This is a genomic window from Cupriavidus gilardii (assembly GCF_013314895.1).
GTDB classification, from domain to species: Bacteria; Pseudomonadota; Gammaproteobacteria; order Burkholderiales; family Burkholderiaceae; genus Cupriavidus; species Cupriavidus gilardii_C.
Map to the genome: position 1 here is coordinate 56,672 of NZ_JABTYE010000008.1, position 20,271 is coordinate 76,942.

At 67.2% G+C, this 20,271-nt stretch carries 18 protein-coding genes; 4 read left to right on the forward strand and 14 right to left on the reverse strand.

What is annotated here, in order from left to right; genetic code table 11:
• Nucleotides 1-116 precede the first annotated feature (116 nt).
• The 10 genes from HTY53_RS10000 to HTY53_RS10045 form a co-directional block, all read right to left on the reverse strand.
• Entirely contained in the window at nt 117-809 is a 693-nt protein-coding gene (locus HTY53_RS10000; protein WP_238511889.1) for a DUF3299 domain-containing protein, read from the reverse strand.
• Nucleotides 810-812: 3 nt separating this feature from the next.
• A complete protein-coding gene (locus HTY53_RS10005; protein WP_174106343.1) occupies nt 813-2,108 on the reverse strand; it encodes an ABC transporter permease in 1,296 nt (431 codons plus the stop codon).
• Nucleotides 2,105-2,833, reverse strand: a complete 729-nt coding sequence (locus HTY53_RS10010) for an ABC transporter ATP-binding protein (RefSeq protein ID WP_174106344.1) — start codon at nt 2,831-2,833, stop codon at nt 2,105-2,107. Before HTY53_RS10010 ends, HTY53_RS10005 begins: the two co-directional genes overlap by 4 nt.
• Nucleotides 2,834-2,838: 5 nt before the next feature.
• Entirely contained in the window at nt 2,839-3,399 is a 561-nt protein-coding gene (locus HTY53_RS10015; RefSeq protein ID WP_174106345.1) for a DUF2796 domain-containing protein, read from the reverse strand.
• A gap of 141 nt (nt 3,400-3,540) precedes the next feature.
• A complete protein-coding gene (locus HTY53_RS10020) occupies nt 3,541-4,632 on the reverse strand; it encodes an alpha-hydroxy acid oxidase (protein WP_174106346.1) in 1,092 nt (363 codons plus the stop codon).
• The gene (locus HTY53_RS10025) at nt 4,629-5,315 is read right to left on the reverse strand and encodes a Fe2+-dependent dioxygenase (protein ID WP_174106347.1); all 687 of its coding nucleotides are present in this window, start codon (nt 5,313-5,315) and stop codon (nt 4,629-4,631) included. Before HTY53_RS10025 ends, HTY53_RS10020 begins: the two co-directional genes overlap by 4 nt.
• Nucleotides 5,316-5,421: 106 nt before the next feature.
• On the reverse strand, nt 5,422-7,698 hold the full coding sequence (locus tag HTY53_RS10030; RefSeq protein WP_174106348.1) for a TonB-dependent receptor: 2,277 nt from the start codon (nt 7,696-7,698) through the stop codon (nt 5,422-5,424).
• Nucleotides 7,699-7,971: 273 nt separating this feature from the next.
• Nucleotides 7,972-9,345: an ATP-binding protein gene (locus HTY53_RS10035; RefSeq protein ID WP_174106349.1), complete on the reverse strand. Its 1,374-nt coding sequence runs from the start codon at nt 9,343-9,345 to the stop codon at nt 7,972-7,974.
• Nucleotides 9,342-10,079: a response regulator gene (locus tag HTY53_RS10040; protein ID WP_174106350.1), complete on the reverse strand. Its 738-nt coding sequence runs from the start codon at nt 10,077-10,079 to the stop codon at nt 9,342-9,344. The genes HTY53_RS10035 and HTY53_RS10040 overlap by 4 nt, the downstream gene beginning before the upstream one ends.
• A 58-nt stretch (nt 10,080-10,137) precedes the next feature.
• Entirely contained in the window at nt 10,138-11,463 is a 1,326-nt protein-coding gene (locus HTY53_RS10045) for an NAD(P)/FAD-dependent oxidoreductase (protein ID WP_174106351.1), read from the reverse strand.
• Between the two features lie 203 nt (nt 11,464-11,666).
• On the opposite strand from HTY53_RS10045, the gene HTY53_RS10050 reads away from it, so the two are divergent.
• From HTY53_RS10050 to HTY53_RS10065, 4 genes are all read left to right on the forward strand, one after another.
• Nucleotides 11,667-12,263, forward strand: coding sequence for a GbsR/MarR family transcriptional regulator (locus HTY53_RS10050; RefSeq protein WP_174106453.1), 597 nt, complete (start codon nt 11,667-11,669; stop codon nt 12,261-12,263).
• 6 nt (nt 12,264-12,269) lie between these two features.
• On the forward strand, nt 12,270-13,649 hold the full coding sequence (locus HTY53_RS10055) for a cytochrome ubiquinol oxidase subunit I (protein WP_174106352.1): 1,380 nt from the start codon (nt 12,270-12,272) through the stop codon (nt 13,647-13,649).
• Nucleotides 13,646-14,668 carry a cytochrome d ubiquinol oxidase subunit II gene (locus HTY53_RS10060; RefSeq protein WP_174106353.1) on the forward strand — a complete coding sequence of 341 codons (1,023 nt, stop codon included), beginning with the start codon at nt 13,646-13,648 and terminating at the stop codon, nt 14,666-14,668. The genes HTY53_RS10055 and HTY53_RS10060 overlap by 4 nt, the downstream gene beginning before the upstream one ends.
• 93 nt (nt 14,669-14,761) lie before the next feature.
• A complete protein-coding gene (locus HTY53_RS10065) occupies nt 14,762-15,706 on the forward strand; it encodes an oxygenase MpaB family protein (protein WP_174106354.1) in 945 nt (314 codons plus the stop codon).
• Nucleotides 15,707-15,745: 39 nt separating this feature from the next.
• Here HTY53_RS10065 and HTY53_RS10070 read toward each other — a convergent pair whose 3' ends face one another.
• From HTY53_RS10070 to HTY53_RS10085, 4 genes are all read right to left on the reverse strand, one after another.
• Nucleotides 15,746-16,732 carry a Bug family tripartite tricarboxylate transporter substrate binding protein gene (locus tag HTY53_RS10070; protein WP_174106355.1) on the reverse strand — a complete coding sequence of 329 codons (987 nt, stop codon included), beginning with the start codon at nt 16,730-16,732 and terminating at the stop codon, nt 15,746-15,748.
• A gap of 240 nt (nt 16,733-16,972) precedes the next feature.
• Entirely contained in the window at nt 16,973-17,920 is a 948-nt protein-coding gene (locus HTY53_RS10075; protein WP_174106356.1) for a DMT family transporter, read from the reverse strand.
• A complete protein-coding gene (locus HTY53_RS10080) occupies nt 17,917-19,161 on the reverse strand; it encodes a Zn-dependent hydrolase (RefSeq protein ID WP_174106357.1) in 1,245 nt (414 codons plus the stop codon). Before HTY53_RS10080 ends, HTY53_RS10075 begins: the two co-directional genes overlap by 4 nt.
• 24 nt (nt 19,162-19,185) lie before the next feature.
• Nucleotides 19,186-20,259 (reverse strand): histone deacetylase family protein, encoded by a 1,074-nt coding sequence (locus tag HTY53_RS10085; protein ID WP_174106358.1) that lies wholly within the window; start codon nt 20,257-20,259, stop codon nt 19,186-19,188.
• Between the last annotated feature and the right edge of the window lie 12 nt (nt 20,260-20,271).

Sequence of the window (20,271 nt, forward strand, 5' to 3'; positions counted from 1 at the left end):
GGGTTCGTTGCGCATTGGGCCACATCTTGCCGCCCCACGCCATCCGGTGTTTCCGGGGCGCCGCGCAATGCGCGGGAGCCGCTGCGCGCACAGCACGCCGTTCCATTGCCATCGGCTCAGGGCCGTTCGCGCCTCGGCTCCAGATACGGTTCGACCCGTGCCTCGCGCATCGCGTAGCCGCTGTCGCCCATCGCCGTTTCCGCGCGTTCGACGCGCAGCACGCCCTCGATCCATACGGTGTCCATCGTACGGATACCCTGCAGTGGTGCCCTGGCCTGAACGTGAACGACCTGATTGGCGGGCGGCGGCGGCACGTGGATGCAGGCGCCGAAGTACGGCACCAGCAGGAATTCCCTGATGGCCTCGCCTTCGCCGCCGAGCGACACCACGAAGCCCGGCAGCCGCACCGGCGAGCCGTCGAGCGACGGTTCGACGGGTGCTTGCTGCCAGTATTGTTTTGCCTTCTCCAGCGCTGCCTGGGCTCGTGGATCGCCATCTTCCATCTGCGCCAGATCGAGGCCCTTCAGCGGCGCCAGCGGATCCCATCCCTTCGGCAGCAAGGCGTCCCATTCGATCTCGCGATAGCTGGTGGGCGCAGCAGCGGCAGCAGGCGCCTGGCGTTCCAGCGTTTCGCCGATCGCGTATTTGGGCCGCGCCGCCGCAGCCGACCCAGCCGAATCGCCGCCGCGGCGGATCCACCAGAGGCCCGCGGCGCTCAGACCAGCCACCGCCGCCACGCCGCCCGCCGCGCGCAGCCACTTGCGGCGCTGCGGGTTGGTTCGCGTTTCGGTTCCCGTTTGCCTTGTCATGCCTTATGTCCTTGGATTGAGCCCGTCTGCCAGGCTCAGGCGGTAGGCGCGCCATGCCGGCAGCAGGCTCGCTGCAAACCCGGCCAGCACCAGCGCCGCCAGCATCGGCAGTTCCGCCACGCTCGGCAAGGATACCGGCAGGGCCACACCCAGACGCGCTTCCAGCCAGCCCGCCAGCAGCGCGGAGGTCAGCGAAAGCAGCGCGACGCCCGCGACCACGCCGGTCAGCATCAGGATCATGCCCTCGATGGCCAGCAACGCCAGGATGTCGCGCGGCCGCGCCCCGGCCGCTCTGAGGATCGCCAGTTCGCGGCGACGCTCGCCGAGCGCAGCGAGAATCGACGATGCCAGACCGGCCAGCCCGATCACCGCGACCATCGCCGATACGGCACGCAGCGCGTTCTCCGCGATATCGACCACGTCCCACAGCGCGTCGAGGGCCACGCCGGGCAACACCGCCATCAACGGCTCACGCTTGTCCTGAGCGATCTCGCGCTGCAGGGCGAAGACTCGCGAGCGCAGCTTGAGGCCGACCAGCACCGCGGTAACGCTATCGGGCGTCAGATCGAATCGGCGCAGATGCTCGCGGGCAATCGTGGCGCCGGGCACGCGTGTGCCGCCCTGAAAATCGAGATGGATGGCCTGCATCGCCTCCAGGCCGATATGGATGGTTCGATCGACTGGCGTACCGGTCGGCGCCAGGATGCCGACCACGGTAAAGGGCTTGTCGTCGTGCTCGAGGCGCAGCGCGCCCGGTGCCGCGCCATCGCCATGGGTCAGCACGATCTGCTGCCCGATGCGATAGCCGAGGCGGCGCGCGACTTCGGCGCCGAGCACCGCATCGAACATGCGGTCATCCATGCCGTCATGCATGACGCCGAAGGGCCTGCCCTGCGCGAGCCGCAATGCACGGCCGTCGCCATGCCGGAAATGCTCGAAATAGGCGGCCGTGGTCGCCAGCACCGGAAAGCCGCGATGCGAATCGCCGAGCGAGAGCGGGATCGTCCACGCGACCTGCGGGTGGCTGGCGAGGCGTTGCACGCTGTCCCAGCTGATGTTGCTGGTCGCGCCGCCGAGCCGGAATACCGCGTACAGCACCAGCTGGATCGGGCTGGTACGGGCGCCGACGATCAGGTCCGTGCCCGACACCGACTGCGCGAAGCTGGCGCGCACCTGATGCCGGACCCGCTCGATGCCGAGCAGCAACGCTGTCGACAACGCGATGGCCAGCACCATCCACACCAGGTTGGCGCGCCGGTTCCAGGCGCTGCGCGCGGCGATCGCCATCAGCGCCGTCATGTCGATTCCCCTTCGTCGGCGACGGGCATCGTAAAGCGCCGGTCGAAGCCCGAGGCGAGGCGTTCGTCGTGGCTGACCATCACCAACCCGGCGCCCGATGCTCGGCACTCTCGTTGCAGCAGCGCCATGAACGCAGCTTGCCGGGCGGCATCGAGCGCGGATGTGGGCTCGTCGGCCAGGATCAGCGCCGGCCGCCCCAATAGCGCTCGTGCCGCCGCCACCCGCTGCTGTTGTCCGACCGACAGCTGCGCTGCGGGGCGCCGCCACAGGCTGGCCGGCATATCGAGCCGCTCGAGCAGCATGCCGGCGGCCTCCCCGGTTCCGCCGGCTTGCTCGCATGCGCGGGCCTTGCGGCTCGCGGAAAAGCGGCACGGCAGCAGCACGTTCTCGAGCACGGACAGATAAGGGAGCAGATTCAGCTGCTGAAAGATGATGCCGATGTGGTCGGCGCGGAAGCGGTCGCGGCGCGCGGCCGGCAGCGTTGTCAGGTCGGTGCCGGCGACCCGGACGGTGCCCTGGCGAGGCGCCACCACGCCGGCCAACAGCGACAGCAATGTCGTTTTGCCGCTACCGCTTGGGCCGGACACGAACAAATGCTCGCCGCGCGCCAGTTCGAACGACGGCAGCGTCAGCGCACCGCCATCGCGTCCAGGCCAGCGAAAGACGACGTTCTCGGCGGCCACAAGCGGCTCGCCTCGATCCGCTTGTGGTGTTGCAGCAGCCATCACCCTCACCAACGCAGGCGCGACTGTGCCGGCGTCAGCGTCGTGCCCGACTGGCGCTTGTCGGTGGCAAGCTGCGCGGCAATCCGGTTCACGCCAGGGAACAGACGGAACACGCGCACCTCGACGGAACGCAGTGCCTCGGGACGCGTGCAGCGGAAGCGGTAGTCCGCATCGAGATCCGCATGCTGCTGGTGCTCGGCGTGCACCTTGCCCCGCGGGGCCTCGCCCTCGCCGGTCAAGCCGTGGTGCAGCGCGCCGAGATGGACCTGCGCGGCTTCGAAGCGGCAATCCGCCTCGGGAGAAGGAAAGAACAGCGCCGCGCCATCGCGCAGGCTGGCGACCGCCTGACGGACCTTCTGCCGCTCGGCGTCGGTGCGCGGCAGGCGCTCGAAACCGAACACATTGTCGAGCGGCGATGCCAGCGCGATCGACAGCACCTGGTCCTCGACGGCGACATCGAGCGTGGCCTGCCCATGAACATGGGGTTCGGCGGCCCGCGCTTGACCGCCAATCGATATCGCGGCGAAGGCGATGGCAAACAGAGGGCGCGAGAGTAGCGAATACATGTGTCGATCGTCCTTCTGCGATGCTGCCGGTTCCCCGGACAGGATGAAAGACAGCACGCCCGGCGGCGCGCATGGATCGGAAAATGATAACTTATTATCAGTAGCGAGCCCGCTCCCGGCGCTCGGCGCCCGCCAACACCGCTATCGCGACGGCGCCAGAACGGACGCATCGATCGCGTCCAACGTGGGGCAGCCCGTCAGCGCCATCGCGATCTCCAGCTCGGTCTGCAGCAACGTCAGCATATGCGCCACGCCCGGCATGCCGCCCACCGCCAGCGCGTGGAGGACCGGTTGTCCGAGCAGCACCGCCGTCGCGCCCGAAGCGATCGCCTTGACGATGTCCGTTCCGCGTCGGATCCCGCCATCGAGCAATACGGGCACCCTGCCGCGGACTAGCGCCGCGATGGCGGGCAGGCAATCGATCGTTGCCGGTACGGTGTCCAGCGTACGTCCGCCATGGTTCGATACCACGATGCCTGCAACCCCGGCGCGCAGTGCAGGCTCGACATCCTGCGGGTTGAGCAGCCCCTTGACCAGCACCGGCAGCGAAGTCTGCCGACACAGGGCTTCGATATCGCGCCACGTCGGCGCATTCTTCAGCATGCCGCGGAAGACGGGGCTGCCGTTGCTTGCGCTGACCGGCGCGACCAGCGGATAGCCGGCGAGATTCACGGCGCTGATGTCGTCCGGCAAGCGGAATCCCGCCCGCTGCTCGATATTGCGCACGCCGCTGACCGCCGCGTCGATCGTCACGACGATGGCCCGGTAGCCGGCCTGCTCCGCGCGGCGCACCAGATCGAGCGTGTCCTGCGTTCGGGGTTGGAAATACAGCTGGAACCACAGCGGCACCGTCGATGCCCGCGCGATGTCCTCGAGCGTGACGCTCGACTGCGTACTGACCGTCATCCACGTGCGCGTCAGCGACGCCGCCTGCACGGTCGCCAGCTCGCCGTCCGGATGCACCAGCCGATGAAAGGCCGTCGGTGCGATCAGGATCGGATGGTCCAGCACCTCGCCGAACAGCGTCCGTCGTGCCGATGCCTGCGACATGTCGGCCAGCGCCCGGGGCATCAGCCGAAGACGCTCGAAGGCGGCACCGTTCTCGTGCTGGGTGATGCCATCCGCGGCGGCGCCGGCGATATAGGCGCGAATGGCGGGCTCCGTCCGTTCATGGAATCGCCGCTCATAGTCGCGCAGCGAGACGGTATCGGCAGGGATTTGCCAGCGCGTCACAGTTCCGCCCAGCGACGCAGCAGGTTGTGATAGTGATTGACCAGGGCCAGCACGGCGTCCTTGTCATCGCCCAGTTGCTTGCGGATCTCGATGATGGCGAGATCGAGTTCGTACAGCATGCGGCGCTGGCCGTCGTCCTTGACCATCGACTGCGCCCAGAAGAACGAGGCCCAGCGCGTCCCCCGCGTGACCGGCGTCACCCTGTGCAGCGACGAGGCGGGATAGAGCACCAGATGCCCGGCGGGCAGCTTGACCGTGTGGGAGCCGTAGAGGTCCTCGATCACCAGCTCGCCGCCGTCGTACTCGTCGGGATCGGACAGGAACAGCGTGCTGGACACATCTGCGCGAATCCGCATGCCGCCGGTTCCCGGCACCGTGCGAATCGCATTGTCGACATGGGTGCCGAAGGTCATCTCGCTGTCGTAGCGATTGAACATCGGCGGCATCACGCGCAAGGGCAGCGCGGCCGAATGATAGGTGGGGTGGCGCCCCAATGCCGTCAGCACAAGCTCGCCAAGCTCGCGGGCCTCGGCGCTGTCGACCGGAATCTGCAGGTTGTGCTTGGACTTCGCGGCCAGATCGCCAGCAGTCACGCGTCCGTCGACCCATTGCGAGCGCTCGAGCCGTTCCCGGCAATACCGGATCTCTTCGGGGGTCAGGACATCGGGGATCTGGACCAGCATGGCAGCGTCGGTGCAAGAAAAGGGCGGCGAGGCAGCGGAAGTCCCGATTCTAGCGGCTTCCCCAAAAGCCGAAGGCGCCGCAGACTGCCGGCGCCTTCGTTTCCATTTAGAACGTCATGCCGACGTTCAGCAGGAACGTCCTGCGCGAGGTCGGCACCGCGCGCACCGCACCGAACGAGGACTGATAGTTCAGATGGTCCGTCAGGTTGTAGCCGTTCAGCGAGATCCGGTACTTGCCGACCTTGTACGCGATCATCGCGTCCAGCGAGAAGTTGTCCGGCATCTTGGCGGTGTTCGCCGAATCCGCCCAGTAGCCGGTGGCGTACTGCAGGCCGCCGCCGATGGTCAGCTTGCCCGGTACCGGCAGCAGCGTATGCGGGATGTCATAGGCGGTCCACAGCGTGACGTTGTGGCGCGACACGCCCGGCGCCGCGTTGCCGACGATGGCGCCGTTGCTGGCCGAGGTCACCTCGCCGCTCAGGTAGGCATAGGCGACATTGGCGGTCCAGCCGCCGACGATGCGGCCGCTCAAGCCCACTTCCACGCCGCGGATCTTGCGGCCTTCGCCGGAATCGGAGAAGCCGTTGGTGATATCGCCGGTCACCGGATCGACCGTGTAGGCGTTGGCCTTCTTCGTCTGGAAGATCGCGCCGGTCAGGCCCAGCCGCTTGTCGAGGAAATCGACCTTGGCGCCCACCTCGATGGTGTCCGAACGCTCGGGCTCGTTGCCGACGCCGTTCTGCGGCACTTCCGACGCCACGCCCCCGACCGCCACCGCGATATCGGTGCCCACCGGCCGGTAGGTGCGCGAGAACGACGTGTAGAACATCGCGTCCCTGGTCGGCTCCCAGATCGCGCTGATGGCCGGGCTCAGCTTCTTCGAATCGGCCTTGCCGCCCAGCGTCGACGCGCTGGTCGAGAATTCGCTCTGGAAGTAGTCCCAGCGCAGGCTGCCCAGCAGCGAGAACTTGTCGTTGAGCCAGACCCGATCGTTGACGAACACGCCAACGTTGGTCGCATTGGCGTCGCGCGTGTTGGCGTAGGCCACCGTCGCGTTCGGGCTGTTGCCGAAGACCGGATTGACGACGGTCTGGTTGTTGTTGCGGCCGGTCCAGGTGCCCATGCTGCGATGGTCGCGCTGGTAGATCGTATCGAGGCCCAACATCGCCTTGTGGCGCAGGCTGCCGGTCATGAACTCGCCCCGGGCGCTCAGCACGTTCTGGACGCCCCAGCCGCGCTGCAGATACGTCATGCCGCCGCCGGCGCCGTACGACAGGGCGACGTTGCCCCCGGCCAGCAGCCTCTGGAGGTTGGCGTAACTGACTGCGGCAGGATTGGTCGCCGAGAAGTCGCGCTCGTAATAGCTGAAGCGCGTGTCATTGCTGACGGTGATGCCGTTGTCGAGCTTCGTCTTGAAGTTCGACGACACCACGTGCGCATCGGTCCTGTCGCGATCGGTATTGCGCACGTACGAGGTCGACGAGGAAATTCCCGGCACGCCGTACTCGGTCAGCGGACGGTAGATGCCGTCGGCCCCCTGCGCGACGGGCACGCCGAAGTCCGGCGCGCCGGTGCGGCGCAGGTACGAATAGTTCAGGTGCCATTCGGTGCTGGTGCCCAGCCCTGTGCCGAAATCGATGGCAAGACCGCGGCGGTCGTCGCCGACGTGGGCGCGATCGGCAACGCGGCCGTTCTGGAACATGCCGTTGATGCGCAGCGCCGAGGTGTCGTTCAGGCGGAAGTTGCTGTCGACGGTGGTGCGATAGGTGTCTTCGGTGGCGAAGCCCTGATCGATGCTGGTGCTGGTATGCAGGTTCGCCTTCTTGGTGGTCTGGTTGATCAGACCGCCGACATTGCCCACGCCGAAGCTCTCGCCCGAAGGTCCCTTGATGACCTCGACGCTTTCCGTATTGAACGCATCGCGCTTGTAGGCGCCGAAATCGCGCAGGCCGTCGACGTAGATGTCGCCCTTGGCGGACAGGCCGCGAATACGGAACTGGTCGCCGCTCTGACCGCCATTGCCTTCGCCGGTCGAGATCGTGATGCCAGGCACGTTCTTCAGGATCTGCTCGAGCGAGGTGGCGTGCTGCTGCTCGATGATCTCCTGCGGCACGACATTGATCGTCTTCGGCGTTTCCCTCACCGTCTCCGGCAGGCGCGAGATGCCCAGCGGCGCGTCATTGGTGTTCTGGATGGCGTCGCCCGAGACCGTTACCTGCGGCAGCACGTTGCCTCCGGTCCTGGCCGTGCCCGCAGCCTTGTCCCCGTCCGCCGTGGCTTGCGCGTGCGCGGCGAGCGGAATCGTCGAGACAGAAATGACCAGACCCGCGGAAGCGCCTGACACCAGCAGGCGGATGGCGTTCGCTATTTTTCTTTGTTGCACGGAGGACTCCAGAGAAGGACAACGGACATGACGTGCTGCCGAGCCTTCGCTGGAAACTAGAAGCACCCTCCCCGTCAAAGAGGTGAACACCGCATTTCGACGCTCGCCAGGGAACGGCAGGCATCGGCGCCCGTCAAAATGCGAATGATTACTATTTGATGTTGCCGGCGTTTGTTGATTTGTGGCGAACTATTGCAGCCTCGATTCGGATGACACAATTCGCCACAATCTCCAGCACACCTGTGCGGCGCAGCCCGCGCCCCGCGGCGCCGCCTAGTTCGGCAGCTCGATGACGGCCCGCAGGCCCCCTTCGGACCGATTCTCCAGTGTGACGTCGCCTCCGTGGGCACGGATGCAGGAACGGGCGATCGCCAGGCCAAGACCGAGGCCGCCGGTATCCGAACTGCGCGCGGAATCCAGCCGTGTGAAGGGTTCGAATACCCGTTCCAGATGGTCGGGATCGATCCCGGGCCCCTCGTCTTCGACTTCGATGCGCAAGGTGTTGCGGACCTTGTCGGTTACCACACGAATGCCTACCTGCCCGTAGCGCGCGGCGTTGTCGATGATGTTGCCGAGCCCGCGCTTCAGATGAACGGGGCGGCAGCGATAGAACATCTCGGGATCCGGCCGCGATGCGCAGCGCACCACGCGCCCCTGGATCGTCTGCTGGTCGACGATTTCCTGGATCAGCTCGTCGAGCCGGACATCCTGCGTGGGCTCCTGCAGCGCATCGTCGCGGGCGAACTGCAGCGCGCCTTCCACCATGACGCTCATGTCGTCCAGCGTCTTGACCATGGCGTCGCGCAGCTCGTCATCGTCGATCAGCTCGGCGCGGATGCGCAGCGAGGTCAGCGGGGTGCGCAGGTCATGCCCGATGGCGGCGAACATCTGCGTGCGCCCGTTGACGAAGCGGGTCAGGCTCTCCTGCATGTCGTTGAACGCCTGCGTGATTTCGCGCACGCCGCTGAGCCCGTCGGGCGAAGGAAGGATGACCCGCTCGCCGCGGCTGACGCGCTTCGAAGCCTCGGTCAGCAGCCTCAGCGGACGCATGATCCGGCGTCCGAACAGCAGGGCGATCAGCGCCGTCGGCAGCATGCCGACCAGCAGCGAGAAGCTCAGCACACGGGACCAGTGCGCCGGGACCATCGTCGGCCAGTGCCGGCTGCGCAGCCAGCGCCCGTTGGGGAGCTTGACTTCCACATCCAGTGCCAGCGCATGCGAGCCGTTGAACGCCTGCTCCAGCCAGTTGCCGCCGCGTGGACCGCCCCGCTCGGGCTCAGCCTGCTGCAGGCGGACGTGAAGCGGCACATTCGGAGCCACATCGAGCAGGCTGCGCAGGCGCTGCGCGATCGCGCGCTCCTGGTCGCCCATGCCGAACGGATCCGGCATGGCATGCGCAGCGACCCGGAACGTCGAATCCGGCAGGCTGATGTCTTCGAGCAAGGCGTCGGCATCGGGCGCCCGGCTGGCCAGCCGATAGGCCGACAGGATGCGCGTCTCGATGGTCCGCACCGACAAGGGATGGAGCGTGACATTGTCCGCGCGCCACCATGACAGCGCGACCACGGCGAAGACATGGGCGACCAGCATCGCCAGCAGCCACAGGGCCACGAGCTGGCCCGACAGGCTGCGCGGAAACCATTTCATGAGGGGAGGACCGACACCTTGGTCGCGAGCAGGTAGCCGTCGCCGCGAACGGTCTTGAGCATGCCGGGCCGGCGCGGATCCGGCTCCAGCTTCTTGCGCAGGCGGCTGACCTGGCTGTCGATACTGCGGTCGAACGTCATCGTGCCCGAGCGCTGCGTCATGTCGAGCAGCTGGCTGCGGCTCAGGACGCGGTTGGCGTTCTCTACCAGCGCCCGCAGCAGATGAAACTCGGCGGTGCTCAGCGGCACCTCCTCGTCGCGCGGGTTGCGCAGCGCCCGTGTCCTCGTATCGAAGGTCCAGCCGCAGAAGGTGAAGCGGTATTCCCGGGGCGCCGGCACCTCACTGGGCTCGCGCGGCTCCGGCAGACGGTTGCGGCGCAGCACGCTGCGAATGCGGGCCACCAGCTCGCGCGGATCGAAGGGCTTGACCACATAGTCGGCGGCGCCGATCTCCAGACCGGCGATGCGGTCGGCCTGCTCGGTCATGGCGGTCAACAGGATGACCGGTGTTCCCACATGCTCCGACACGTAACGGCACAGCGACAGACCATCTTCCCCGGGGAGCATGATGTCCAGAATGATCAGGCTGAACCGCCGCTCTTCCAGGCGCTGACGCATCGCCTTGCCGTCGGCCACGGCCTCTACGTCGAAATCGAAGCGCCTGATGTAGGTCGACAACGGATCACGTATGTCCTTGTGATCGTCGACGATCAGGATGCTGGGACGGGGCTCCATTGTGCTCACACTGCTACCAATAAACGAGAATCGTTATCGTATTCTACAGTGAGGGCGGCTAGCGCTCCGCTCTGCCCCTCCAGGTCTCCCACTTCAGCGTCAGTCCGACGCCAAGGTCGCGCAGCGGGCGCGGCGGCAGATGGTTGGCGGTGCCCTGGACCAGGAAATCGTCGATCAATGAATGGTGCTGGCCAAGCGCAAGATCGGCGATCAGCATGCCGGCCGCGGTGTGGCGCACCACGCCCGAGCCGTTGCAGCACGAGACCGCATGGACATGCTCGGCCACCTTGCCGAACGCGGGCGCATGATTCTGCGAGATGGCGAGCCAGCCCATCCAGAAATGCGCCAGTTCGATATCGCCCAGCTGGGGAAAGCGCGGCAGCAGCAGTTGCCGATGCATCGCCCTGGCGGCTGCGCGTCTGTGCTCGGTGGTCCTGAGCGTCGGCGAATATTCGAAGCCCTGCCGGATCATCAGGCGCCGGTCTGGCGTCAGGCGAAGCGTCGAACCGGCGACACCGTGCGCCGGCGTGATGCCCCAACTGCGGTCCGAACCGAGCATGGCCAGTTGCGCGTCGCTCAGCGGCTCGCTCAGGCTGGCGAACAGCAGCATCGGCACCTGGCGCTCGCGGTAGATGCCGAACGCCTGCGAGAAGGCATTGACGGCGAGGATCGCTTTGCCGAAGCGGATTCGGCCGTGTTCGGTGCGGACCCACCGCGCCGGCCCGTCGAACTGCACCTCGACCACCGGCGAGCGTTCGAACAAGCGGACCTGCGGCGGCAGGCTGTCCGCCAGCCCGCGCACGAGCGCGGCCGGATTCATCAGCCAGGTGCCCGGCGTATGGATCGCGGCGGCGTAATAGCCGGTGCCCAGGCGTTCCCGCAGGGCCGGGCGCGGCAACCATTGATAGGGCTCACCCCATGCATCGAGATTGGCGGCATAGGCCCTCAGCGAACGATCGGCGCCGTCGCTGGTGACGGCCGCGTGATAGCGGCCATCCTGGCGCCAGCCGCATTCGATCCGATGCACGCCGATCAGCCGATCCAGTTCCGCGATTGCGAACCGGTTGACGCGAATCGCATCGCGCCCCCTGCCGATCGATGCCGGCGAACTCTCGGGGGCATGAGGCAGATCGATGGCAAAGCCGGAATTCCGGCCCGAGGCGTTCTCGCCGACGATGCCGGCTTCGACCACGGCGATCGAAGCATGGGGCTGTTGCTCTGCCAGCCGCCGCGCGGCGGCCAGGCCGGCATAACCCGCGCCGATGATTACCCAGTCGGCATCCCACTCCCCCGCCAATGACGGCGTCGGTTGGCGCGGCGGCAGCAAGGCGCTCCAGCCATTGGTGCGGTCGTCGTTGGGGAGGGGGTGTACACGGTGCGGCATGCGAGAGAGCGGCCTTCCAGGGTCGGCGTCGTGGCAAAGCCCGCACTATAGCGGCACCGCGCCGGAGACAGCGCGCCGACCGACGTGCGGCTGACGTGCGAGTGGCATGCGGCAAGCGGTCGCACACCGGCCGCCACGCTTGCCCGGTCCGGGCATTTCGTTCTAAACTTTCACAAATTAATGAAAATCCAAAACAGACAAACATGCAACTCTCGCCCCTGGTCCAGCGCTTCGTCCTCCATTTCGGTGAAATGGGCAGCCGCTGGGGCATCAACCGCACCGTCGGCCAGATCTACGCGCTGCTGTTTACCGCGCCGCGCCCGCTCAATGCCGACGAGATCGCCGAGTCCCTCGGGTTCTCGCGCTCCAATGTCAGCATCGGTCTGAAGGAGCTGGAGTCGTGGAACCTGGTACGGCTTTCGCATCAGCCGGGCGACCGCCGCGAATATTTCTCGGCACCGGACGATGTCTGGGCGATCTTCAGGACGCTGGCCGAGGAACGCCGCCGGCGCGAGATCGACCCCACTTTGTCGATGTTGCGGGAAGTTCAGCTCGAAAGGCCGAGCAATCCCGACGACAAGCACGCCCAGCGGCGCATGCAGGAAATGTACGAGCTGATCCTGCTGGTGACCGGCTGGTTCAGCGATATCCAGAAGCTCGATGTCGCCACGCTGGAAAAATTGATGCGACTCGGCTCCCGCGTGACTAAGCTGCTGGAAGTGAAGGACAAGCTATCCGGGGCCCTTGGCGGCAAACCCGCCGAAGGCAAGCGCAAGCCGGCTCGCACCCAGAAGGAGTAGTGCCCCATGTTGTCGTCGCTCGACCCGATCCTGCTGGCGCGGATCCAGTTCGCCGCCAATATCACCTTCCACATCCTGTTCCCCACCATCAGCATTGCGCTGGGCTGGGTGCTGCTGTTCTTCAAGCTGCGCTACGGCAAGACCGGCGACGAACGCTGGATGGCCGCCTACCGCTTCTGGGTCAAGGTGTTCGCGCTGACCTTCGCGCTAGGCGTGGTCAGCGGCATCACGATGAGCTTCCAGTTCGGCACCAACTGGCCCGGCTACATGGAGACGGTCGGCAATATCGCCGGGCCGCTGCTGGCCTACGAGGTGCTGACGGCGTTCTTCCTGGAGGCGACCTTCCTCGGGATCATGCTGTTCGGCATGCGGCGGGTCAGCAATCGCACGCACACCATCGCCACGCTGCTGGTGGCGGGCGGCACCACGCTGTCGGCATTCTGGATCCTGGCGCTGAACTCGTGGATGCAGACACCGGCGGGCTTCGAGATGATCGACGGCAAGGCGCACGTGGTCAGCTGGCTGCAGGTGATCTTCAATCCGTCGTTTCCGTTCCGCCTGACCCATATGCTGATCGCCTCGGGGCTCACGGTATCGTTCCTGCTGGCCGGCATCTCGGCCTACCGCTGGCTGCGCAACGACCGCTCGCCCGAGGTCCGCTCGACCATGCGCACCGGCGTGATGGTGGCGGCGGTGCTGATCCCGCTGCAGATCGTCGTCGGCGATCTGCATGGCCTCAATACGCTCGAACATCAGCCGGCCAAGATCGCGGCGATGGAAGGCATCTGGACCACCGGCAAGAGCGTGCCGGCGGTGCTGTTCGGCTGGCCCAATGCCCTGACGCAGAGCACCGACTGGGAGATCTCGATCCCGAAGCTGGCCTCGTTCTACCTGACCCATACGTTCGACGGCGAGGTCAAGGGCATCGATGCCTTCCCGGGCAAGCATCCGCCGGTGGCGCCGGTGTTCTTCGCCTTCCGCATCATGGTGGGCATCGGCATGCTGATGCTGCTCGTCTCGTGGCTGGCGGCCTGGCAGTTCAAGCGCCGCGGCGAGCCGTCCCGGGGCGTGGCCCGCATGCTGCTGGCGATGACGTTCTCGGGCTGGATCGCGCTGGTGGCGGGCTGGTATGTCACCGAGATCGGCCGTCAGCCGTACCTGGTCTACGGCGTGCTGACCACGGCCGAGGCCGCCTCGGACGTGCCGGCGACGATGGTTGGGTCCACGCTGGTGATGTACCTGTCGCTGTATCTGCTGCTGATCGCCGCCTATATCTCGGTGGTCTTCTATCTGGCCCGCCGGGCGGGCGCCGATCCGGCGATCGACGAACCGGAAATCGAAACCCCTCAACCCGTCATCGGCGGCAAGCCGCGGAGCGCGCAATGACCGATCTGTCCCAACCCGCCGGCTGGATGCCGCTGGTCTTCCTGGCCCTGATGGGGCTGTCGATGCTGATCTACGTGATCCTGGACGGCTACGACCTCGGCGTCGGCGTGCTGCTGCGGCGCGCCGACGACGCCGACAAGGACACAATGATCGCCTCGATCGGGCCCTTCTGGGATGCCAACGAAACGTGGCTGGTGCTGGGCGTCGGCCTGCTGCTGACGGCCTTCCCGATGGCGCACGGCGTGATCCTGACCAATCTCTACCTGCCGGTCGCGCTGATGCTGGCCGGGCTGATCCTGCGCGGCGTGGCATTCGACTTCCGCGTCAAGGCGCGCGCGCACCACAAGCCATGGTGGAACTGGGCCTTCTACGGCGGCTCGCTGCTGGCCTCGTTCTCGCAGGGGCTGATGCTGGGCCTCTATATCACCGGCTTCGAATACGGCTGGCTCGACCTGCTGTTCGCGGTGGTGGTGGGCCTGTGCCTGGTCGCGGGCTACTGCCTGCTCGGCGCCAGCTGGCTGATCATGAAGACCACCGGCAGCCTGCAGGCGCGGGCGATCTACTGGGCGCGGCGCAGCCTGTGGCTGACCGGGGTGGGCATTGCCGCCATCTCGGTGGTGACGCCGCTGGTCAGCGAACGGATCTTCGACAAGTGGTTCTCGCTGCCGAACATCATCCTGCTGGCGCCGATTCCGCTGATCACCGTCGCGCTGTTCGTGATCATCGACCGGATGCTGCGCCGCATGGGACCGATGCAGAAGGCCGGCAACGATCGCTGGGGCTGGGTGCCCTTCGTCGGCACCGCGGTGATCTTCCTGATGGCCTTCAACGGCCTGGCCTACAGCCTGTTCCCCTACCTGGTGGTCGACCGGCTCGACATCTGGCAGGCCGCCAGCGCACCCGAATCGCTGGCGGTGATCCTGATCGGCGCGGTGATCGTGCTGCCCACCATCCTCGGCTACACGATCTACGCCTACCGCGTGTTCTGGGGCAAGGCGACCGACCTTCGTTACTATTAGGCTGTTGAGCAGGCAGTTGAACGCACGCTCAAACGCCGACACGGCGCTCCGCAAAGCGCCAATCGACTGAAAGCGGCACGAGATCGGGCAGGCATGAAGGGCAGTGAAGGAAGCAGACAGGGGCTGAACGCCGGGGCGCGCCCCGGCAGCGTGGTCCGCCGCGTGCGCGAGCAGGCCGGCGCACACGTTCGCGCGCTGACCCGCAGCAACTCCGGCCTGACGCTGGACTACGACAATCCCCCGGGCGATCCGGGCCTGTTCGGGCCCGACGCGGTCTGCTGGCGCGTGCATGGCGACTTCCCCGCGATGCTGGCTGGCGGCGTCAGCGCGCTGCTGATGCAAACCATGCACCCGCTGGCGCTCGCCGGGGTCTGGGATCACTCCAGCTTCCGTACCGACATGCAGGGGCGGCTGGGACGCACCGCCCAGTTCATCGCCGGCACCACCTATGGCAACCGCGCCGACGCAATGCGCCTGATCGAACGGGTGCGCCGCATCCACACCGGCGTCAACGGCACCGCGCCCGACGGCCGGCCCTATGCGGCCAGCGATCGCGAACTGCTGACCTGGGTCCACGTGGCCGAGGTCTCGAGCTTCCTTGCCGCCTATCTGCGCTATGTCCGGCCGCTGTCCGCCGCCGAGCAGGATCGCTATTACGACGAGGTGGCCCTGGTCGCCGAACTGCTGGGCGCCACCGATGTCCCGCGCTCGCGCGACCAGATCGCGGCGTATCTGGACAGGATGCGCCCGCAATTGCTGGTGACCGAGCGCACCCATGAGGTCGTGCGGCTGGTGATGCAGATGCCGGTGGCCAATCCGCTGCTGGTGCCCGCGGTACGGATCATGGCCGATGCCGGCATCGCGCTGCTGCCGGAGTGGGTGCGGCGCGAACTCGGATTGGCCGGGGCGAGCGTCAGCGCGCTGCGGCGCCCGCTGTCGCTGGCCGGCATGCGCGTGCTGGCGCCCACGCTGCGCTGGTCGCTGGGCGGCGGGCTGGCGGCGCGCGCCCGCCGGCGGGCCACTGCGGCGCCGCGCTGAAGCGGCGGCGCACCTGACTCCCACAGCACCGGAAACGCCCTACTGCAGCGTCAGCCCCGACTGCCTGACCAGCTTCTCGGTACGCGGAATCTCCGCATCGACCATCGCGCGGAAATCGGCCACGCTGCCGCCGCGCGGCTCGGCACCCGTCGCGGCCAACTTGTCGCGGAAGACCGGGTCCTGCAGTTGCCGGTTGATCGATGCGTTGAGCTTGTCCACGATCTCGGCCGGCGTGCCCTTGGGCGCGACGATGCCGTACCAGGGCGCGATGTCGTAGCCGGGATAGCCCTGCTCGGCGATGGTCGGCACATCGGGTGCCATCGCAGAGCGCTTGGCGTTGGACACGCCCAACGCCCGCAGCTTGCCGGCCTTGACGTAAGGCAGCCCCGTCATGATGGTGTCGAAGTACATCGACACCTGGCCCGACAGCAGGGCCGGAATCGCTTCCCCGGCGCCCTTGTACGGCACGTGCACGATGTCGATGCCAGCCATCGCCTTGAGCATTTCGCCGGCCATGTGCGAGGTGGTGCCGGCACCGAAAGACGCATAGGTCAGCTTGCCGGGGTTGGCCTTGGCGTAGGCCACCATTTCCGGCAGCGTCCTGAACGGCAGCGACGGATGCGACAGCAGGATATTGGGCGTGTAGGCCACTACCGCGACCTTCTCGAAGGCGTCCGGGTCATAGCTCAGCTTCTTGTAGAGAAAGCGGTTGGTCACCATCGACGCGGGCCCGGACATCAGCAGCGTATAGCCATCGCCCGGCGCCCGCGCCACGGCCTCGCTGCCGATCATCGCGGCGGCACCGGGCTTGTTCTCGATCACGAAGCTCTGGCCGTACTCCCTGGCCAGGGCCTGCCCAAGCTGGCGCGTGATCAGGTCGGTGGCGGCGCCGGGATTGAATGGGACCACGATTTTCACCGGCTGCCGCGGCCATGCGGACTCGGCATGACCCGGCGACGATGCGGCGAAGACGGCAAGCGCGGCCGCGCCAAGGCAGGCGCGGAGAAGACGGGAACGTACTGGCATCGACAGACCTCTTTGAGCGAAAGACGGACAGATGGATGCGTGACAACGACGATCGCCGTCACGCGCATGGGCAACACACCGCAACCGCCGTGCCATGCGAACCACCGGCGAAATACGCTGAAAAGCACCGCGATGCGGACGCAGGTCTCCCGCCGGCGCCATCGGCATGACGCCAGCTCCTCTGTTGCATCACGGTGCACCATCCTGATCGACGTAGTTCACCGTATTGCCGCTTCATGCTCAGCGACGTGGCATGGCGCAACGCTCCGAATCAGGGAAAGAGGAAGGAGAAGCCGGCGCCGTGGCGCTACGCCGCGGCAGCGTCAGCGACAGCCCCGCGCCGACGATCAACGCGATGCCGGCCATGGCCATGCCGTCCGGCCAGCGGCCGAACCACCAGGCGCTGTAGACCAGCGCCAGCAGCAGATGAAAGTAGTTCAGCGGCGCCAGCGTGGAAGCCGGCGCCCGCTGCAGCGCCAGGATCAACAGCACCTGGGCCAGCGCGCTCATGAAGCCCATCGCCAGGATCGTCAGCCAGTCGACCAGATCCGGCCACACCGCGGGCAGGAAGAACGGCGCCGGCAGGCCGGTGGCGATCATGCAGATGACGGCCGCGAAGCCGTACTGCACCGTCGCATCGACCTTTCCGGCCATGCGGCGCGTCAGCAATTGCAGCAGCGCGTACCCGAGCATGGCGGCCACCATCAGCGCCGTGCCGATCCACGATAGCTGCCCGCCCGGCCGCACGATCAGCAGCATGCCGGCGAACCCGGTCGCCACCGCCAGCCACTGGCGCGCGCCGACCCGCTCGGCGAGCAGCCACGGCGACAGCGCCACCACGACCAGCGGCGCCATGAAATAGATCGCGGTGGCCTCGGCCAGCGGCATCCACAACAGCGCGGTCATGAAGCAGGTGCCCATGACCGCCAGCATCAGGCCGCGCAACATCAGCAAGCCGCGATGCGGCGTGCGCCAGAAGCGCAGGCGGCCCGCGTTCGCCAGCATCGCGATGGCAACGGTGCAGGTGGCCGCATAACGCACCGCATTGAGGAAGGGCGCCGGATAACGCCCCACCAGATGCTTGGCGGTGGCATCGACCGTGGCGGACAACATCACCACGCAGAGGAACAGCAAGCCCCCGCGCCACCAGCCGGCGCCGTTGCCGGAGACCGGCGCGGCGGCGCTCACGTGCCCGCCCGTGCCACCATGGCGCCGAGCAGCACGTTGGCGCCCGCTTCCAGATGCTCCGGCCTGGCGTCCTCGATCTCGTTGTGGCTGATGCCGTCCTTGCAAGGCACGAAGATCATCGCGGTGGGCGCGACGCTGGCCATGTAGACCGCGTCGTGGCCGGCGCCGGTGACAATGTCCTGATGCCGGTAGCCGCGCGCCTCGGCTTCGTTGCGGACATCTGCGATCAGCTCCGCAGCGAACGGCGTCGGCGGGAAATACTGGACGTCACGCACATCGACCTCCAGCGGCGCGCCGGTGGTGGAGCCCGCAGCGAGCGCGGCGCAGGCCGCGCGAAAGCGCGCGTCCATCTCGGCGAGGCGGGCCGCGTCCTCGTGACGCAGATCCACCGTGAACGTCACCGCGCCCGGAATCACGTTGCGCGAGGCCGGATGGGCATGGACCACGCCGACGGTGCCGCGTCCATGCGGCGCGAAATCGTTGGCGATGCGCACGACCTCCTGCATCAGGAAGGTCGCCCCATACAGTGCGTCGCGCCGCAGCGGCATCGGCGTAGGGCCGGCATGGGCTTCCATGCCGGTCACCGTCACGTCGTACCAGCGCAGGCCAAGCGAGCCGGTCACCACGCCGATCACGTTGTCGGCGGCTTCGAGGATCGGGCCCTGTTCGATATGGGCCTCGAAATAGGCTCCGACCTGGCGCCCGCCGACCTCGGCGGTACCTGCATAGCCGATCGCCCGCAGTTCGTCCTCGACGCGTTTGCCGTCGCGGTCGGTCGCATCCAGCGCGGTCTTCAACGGGAAGATGCCGGCGAACACGCCCGAGCCCATCATCACCGGCACGAAGCGCGTGCCTTCCTCGTTGGTCCAGATCGCGACCTCGATCGGCGCCTCGGTCTCGATGCCGAGATCGTTCAGCGTGCGCACCACTTCCAGCCCGGCCAGCACGCCGAAGCAGCCGTCGAATTTGCCGCCGGTGGGCTGCGTGTCGATATGGCTGCCGGTCATCACCGGCGGCAGTGCGTCGTCGCGGCCGGCGCGACGGCCAAAGATGTTGCCGACCTTGTCGACCGTCACGGTCAGGCCCGCCTCCCGCATCCAGCCGGTCACCAGGTCGCGTCCCTGCCCGTCCAGCGCGGTCAGCGCCAGCCGCGCATTGCCGCCCTTTGGGGTCGCGCCGATGCGCGCCAGTTCCATCAGCGATTGCCACAGGCGTTCGCCGTCGATCTTCAGTGTCGTCATCGTGATCTCCTCGGGAAGCGTTGCTCAGGCCATCGCGGGCGCAAAGCCGGACAGGAAGGCGTCCAGCGCGAGGCCGATGGCCTCGACTTCGTAGCCGCCCTCCTGCACGACGACCGTCGGCAGGCCCAGCGCGTGGATGCGTTCGCCGATGCCGCGGTAGCCGTCCATGCCGACGGCGAGCACGCTGATCGGGTCGTCCACATAGGTATCGAAGCCGAGCGACAGCACCAGCGCTTGCGGCCGATAGTCGCGCAGCGCGTCCAGCGCGCTGTCGAGCGCCGCCAGAAAGCCGGCATCCCCGGTGCCGTGCGGCAGCGGAAAGTTCAGGTTGTAGCCGTAGCCGGCGCCGTAGCCGCGTTCGTTGGCATAGCCGGTGTAGAACGGGTAGTAGCCGGCGGGATCGGCATGCAGCGAGATCGTCATCACGTCCGAGCGCTGATAGAAGATCTGCTGCGTGCCGTCGCCGTGATGCGCGTCGACGTCGAGCACCGCCACCTTGCCGAAGCGCTTGAGCAGCCCCTGCGCGGCGATCGCGGCGTTGTTGACGTAGCAGAAGCCGGCGGCCCGGTCGCTGTGGGCGTGATGGCCGGAGGGCCGGCACAGCGCGTAGGCCATGGCATTGCCCTGGTGCTGCCCGCAGACATGGTCGGCCGCCGCCACCGCGCTGTGCGCCGAGCGCAGGATCGACTGCCAGCTGTGCGGGCCGAGCGGGCAGCTCAGATCGCCGAGGTAATAGCCGGCCTGCGCGATCACCGAGTCGGTGGGGCAATCGGGTCGGCGATGCTGGTCGAGCTTGCCGTTGTGGTACGGCGAAAGATTGGGCAGCACTTCGATGCCGGGCTCGAAGCCGGGGCGCGCAAGAGCCTGCCATTTGTCGTAGGCCTGCGCCAGGAAGTCGAGATAGGCGGCGCTGTGCACCGTCTCGAGCGGCGCGCGGCCATAGTCGGGCGCGACCGAGAGATCGATGCCGCGCGCGGCGAGCGCCGACTGCAGCGCGGCGGCGCGTGCAGGCACGTCGGTCGGCTCGCATAGCCGGCCCGCGCGCATGAACTGGCGCGGCTGATGGAGCAACTGGTCATCCGAGAAAAAGGCACGCATATCGTAGTGAGT

Bases quoted from the DNA above. Each gene is read 5' to 3' on its own strand.
- HTY53_RS10045 (WP_174106351.1), bottom strand. From the start codon at position 11,463: ATGCCGCACCGTGTACACCCCCTCCCCAACGACGACCGCACCAATGGC.
- HTY53_RS10060 (WP_174106353.1), top strand. From the start codon at position 13,646: ATGACCGATCTGTCCCAACCCGCCGGCTGGATGCCGCTGGTCTTCCTG.
- HTY53_RS10050 (WP_174106453.1), top strand. From the start codon at position 11,667: ATGCAACTCTCGCCCCTGGTCCAGCGCTTCGTCCTCCATTTCGGTGAA.
- HTY53_RS10025 (WP_174106347.1), bottom strand. From the start codon at position 5,315: ATGCTGGTCCAGATCCCCGATGTCCTGACCCCCGAAGAGATCCGGTAT.
- HTY53_RS10040 (WP_174106350.1), bottom strand. From the start codon at position 10,079: ATGGAGCCCCGTCCCAGCATCCTGATCGTCGACGATCACAAGGACATA.
- HTY53_RS10010 (WP_174106344.1), bottom strand. From the start codon at position 2,833: ATGGCTGCTGCAACACCACAAGCGGATCGAGGCGAGCCGCTTGTGGCC.
- HTY53_RS10055 (WP_174106352.1), top strand. From the start codon at position 12,270: ATGTTGTCGTCGCTCGACCCGATCCTGCTGGCGCGGATCCAGTTCGCC.
- HTY53_RS10085 (WP_174106358.1), bottom strand. From the start codon at position 20,259: ATGCGTGCCTTTTTCTCGGATGACCAGTTGCTCCATCAGCCGCGCCAG.
- HTY53_RS10035 (WP_174106349.1), bottom strand. From the start codon at position 9,345: ATGAAATGGTTTCCGCGCAGCCTGTCGGGCCAGCTCGTGGCCCTGTGG.
- HTY53_RS10070 (WP_174106355.1), bottom strand. From the start codon at position 16,732: ATGCCAGTACGTTCCCGTCTTCTCCGCGCCTGCCTTGGCGCGGCCGCG.
- HTY53_RS10080 (WP_174106357.1), bottom strand. From the start codon at position 19,161: ATGACGACACTGAAGATCGACGGCGAACGCCTGTGGCAATCGCTGATG.
- HTY53_RS10015 (WP_174106345.1), bottom strand. From the start codon at position 3,399: ATGTATTCGCTACTCTCGCGCCCTCTGTTTGCCATCGCCTTCGCCGCG.
- HTY53_RS10005 (WP_174106343.1), bottom strand. From the start codon at position 2,108: ATGACGGCGCTGATGGCGATCGCCGCGCGCAGCGCCTGGAACCGGCGC.
- HTY53_RS10000 (WP_238511889.1), bottom strand. From the start codon at position 809: ATGACAAGGCAAACGGGAACCGAAACGCGAACCAACCCGCAGCGCCGC.
- HTY53_RS10065 (WP_174106354.1), top strand. From the start codon at position 14,762: ATGAAGGGCAGTGAAGGAAGCAGACAGGGGCTGAACGCCGGGGCGCGC.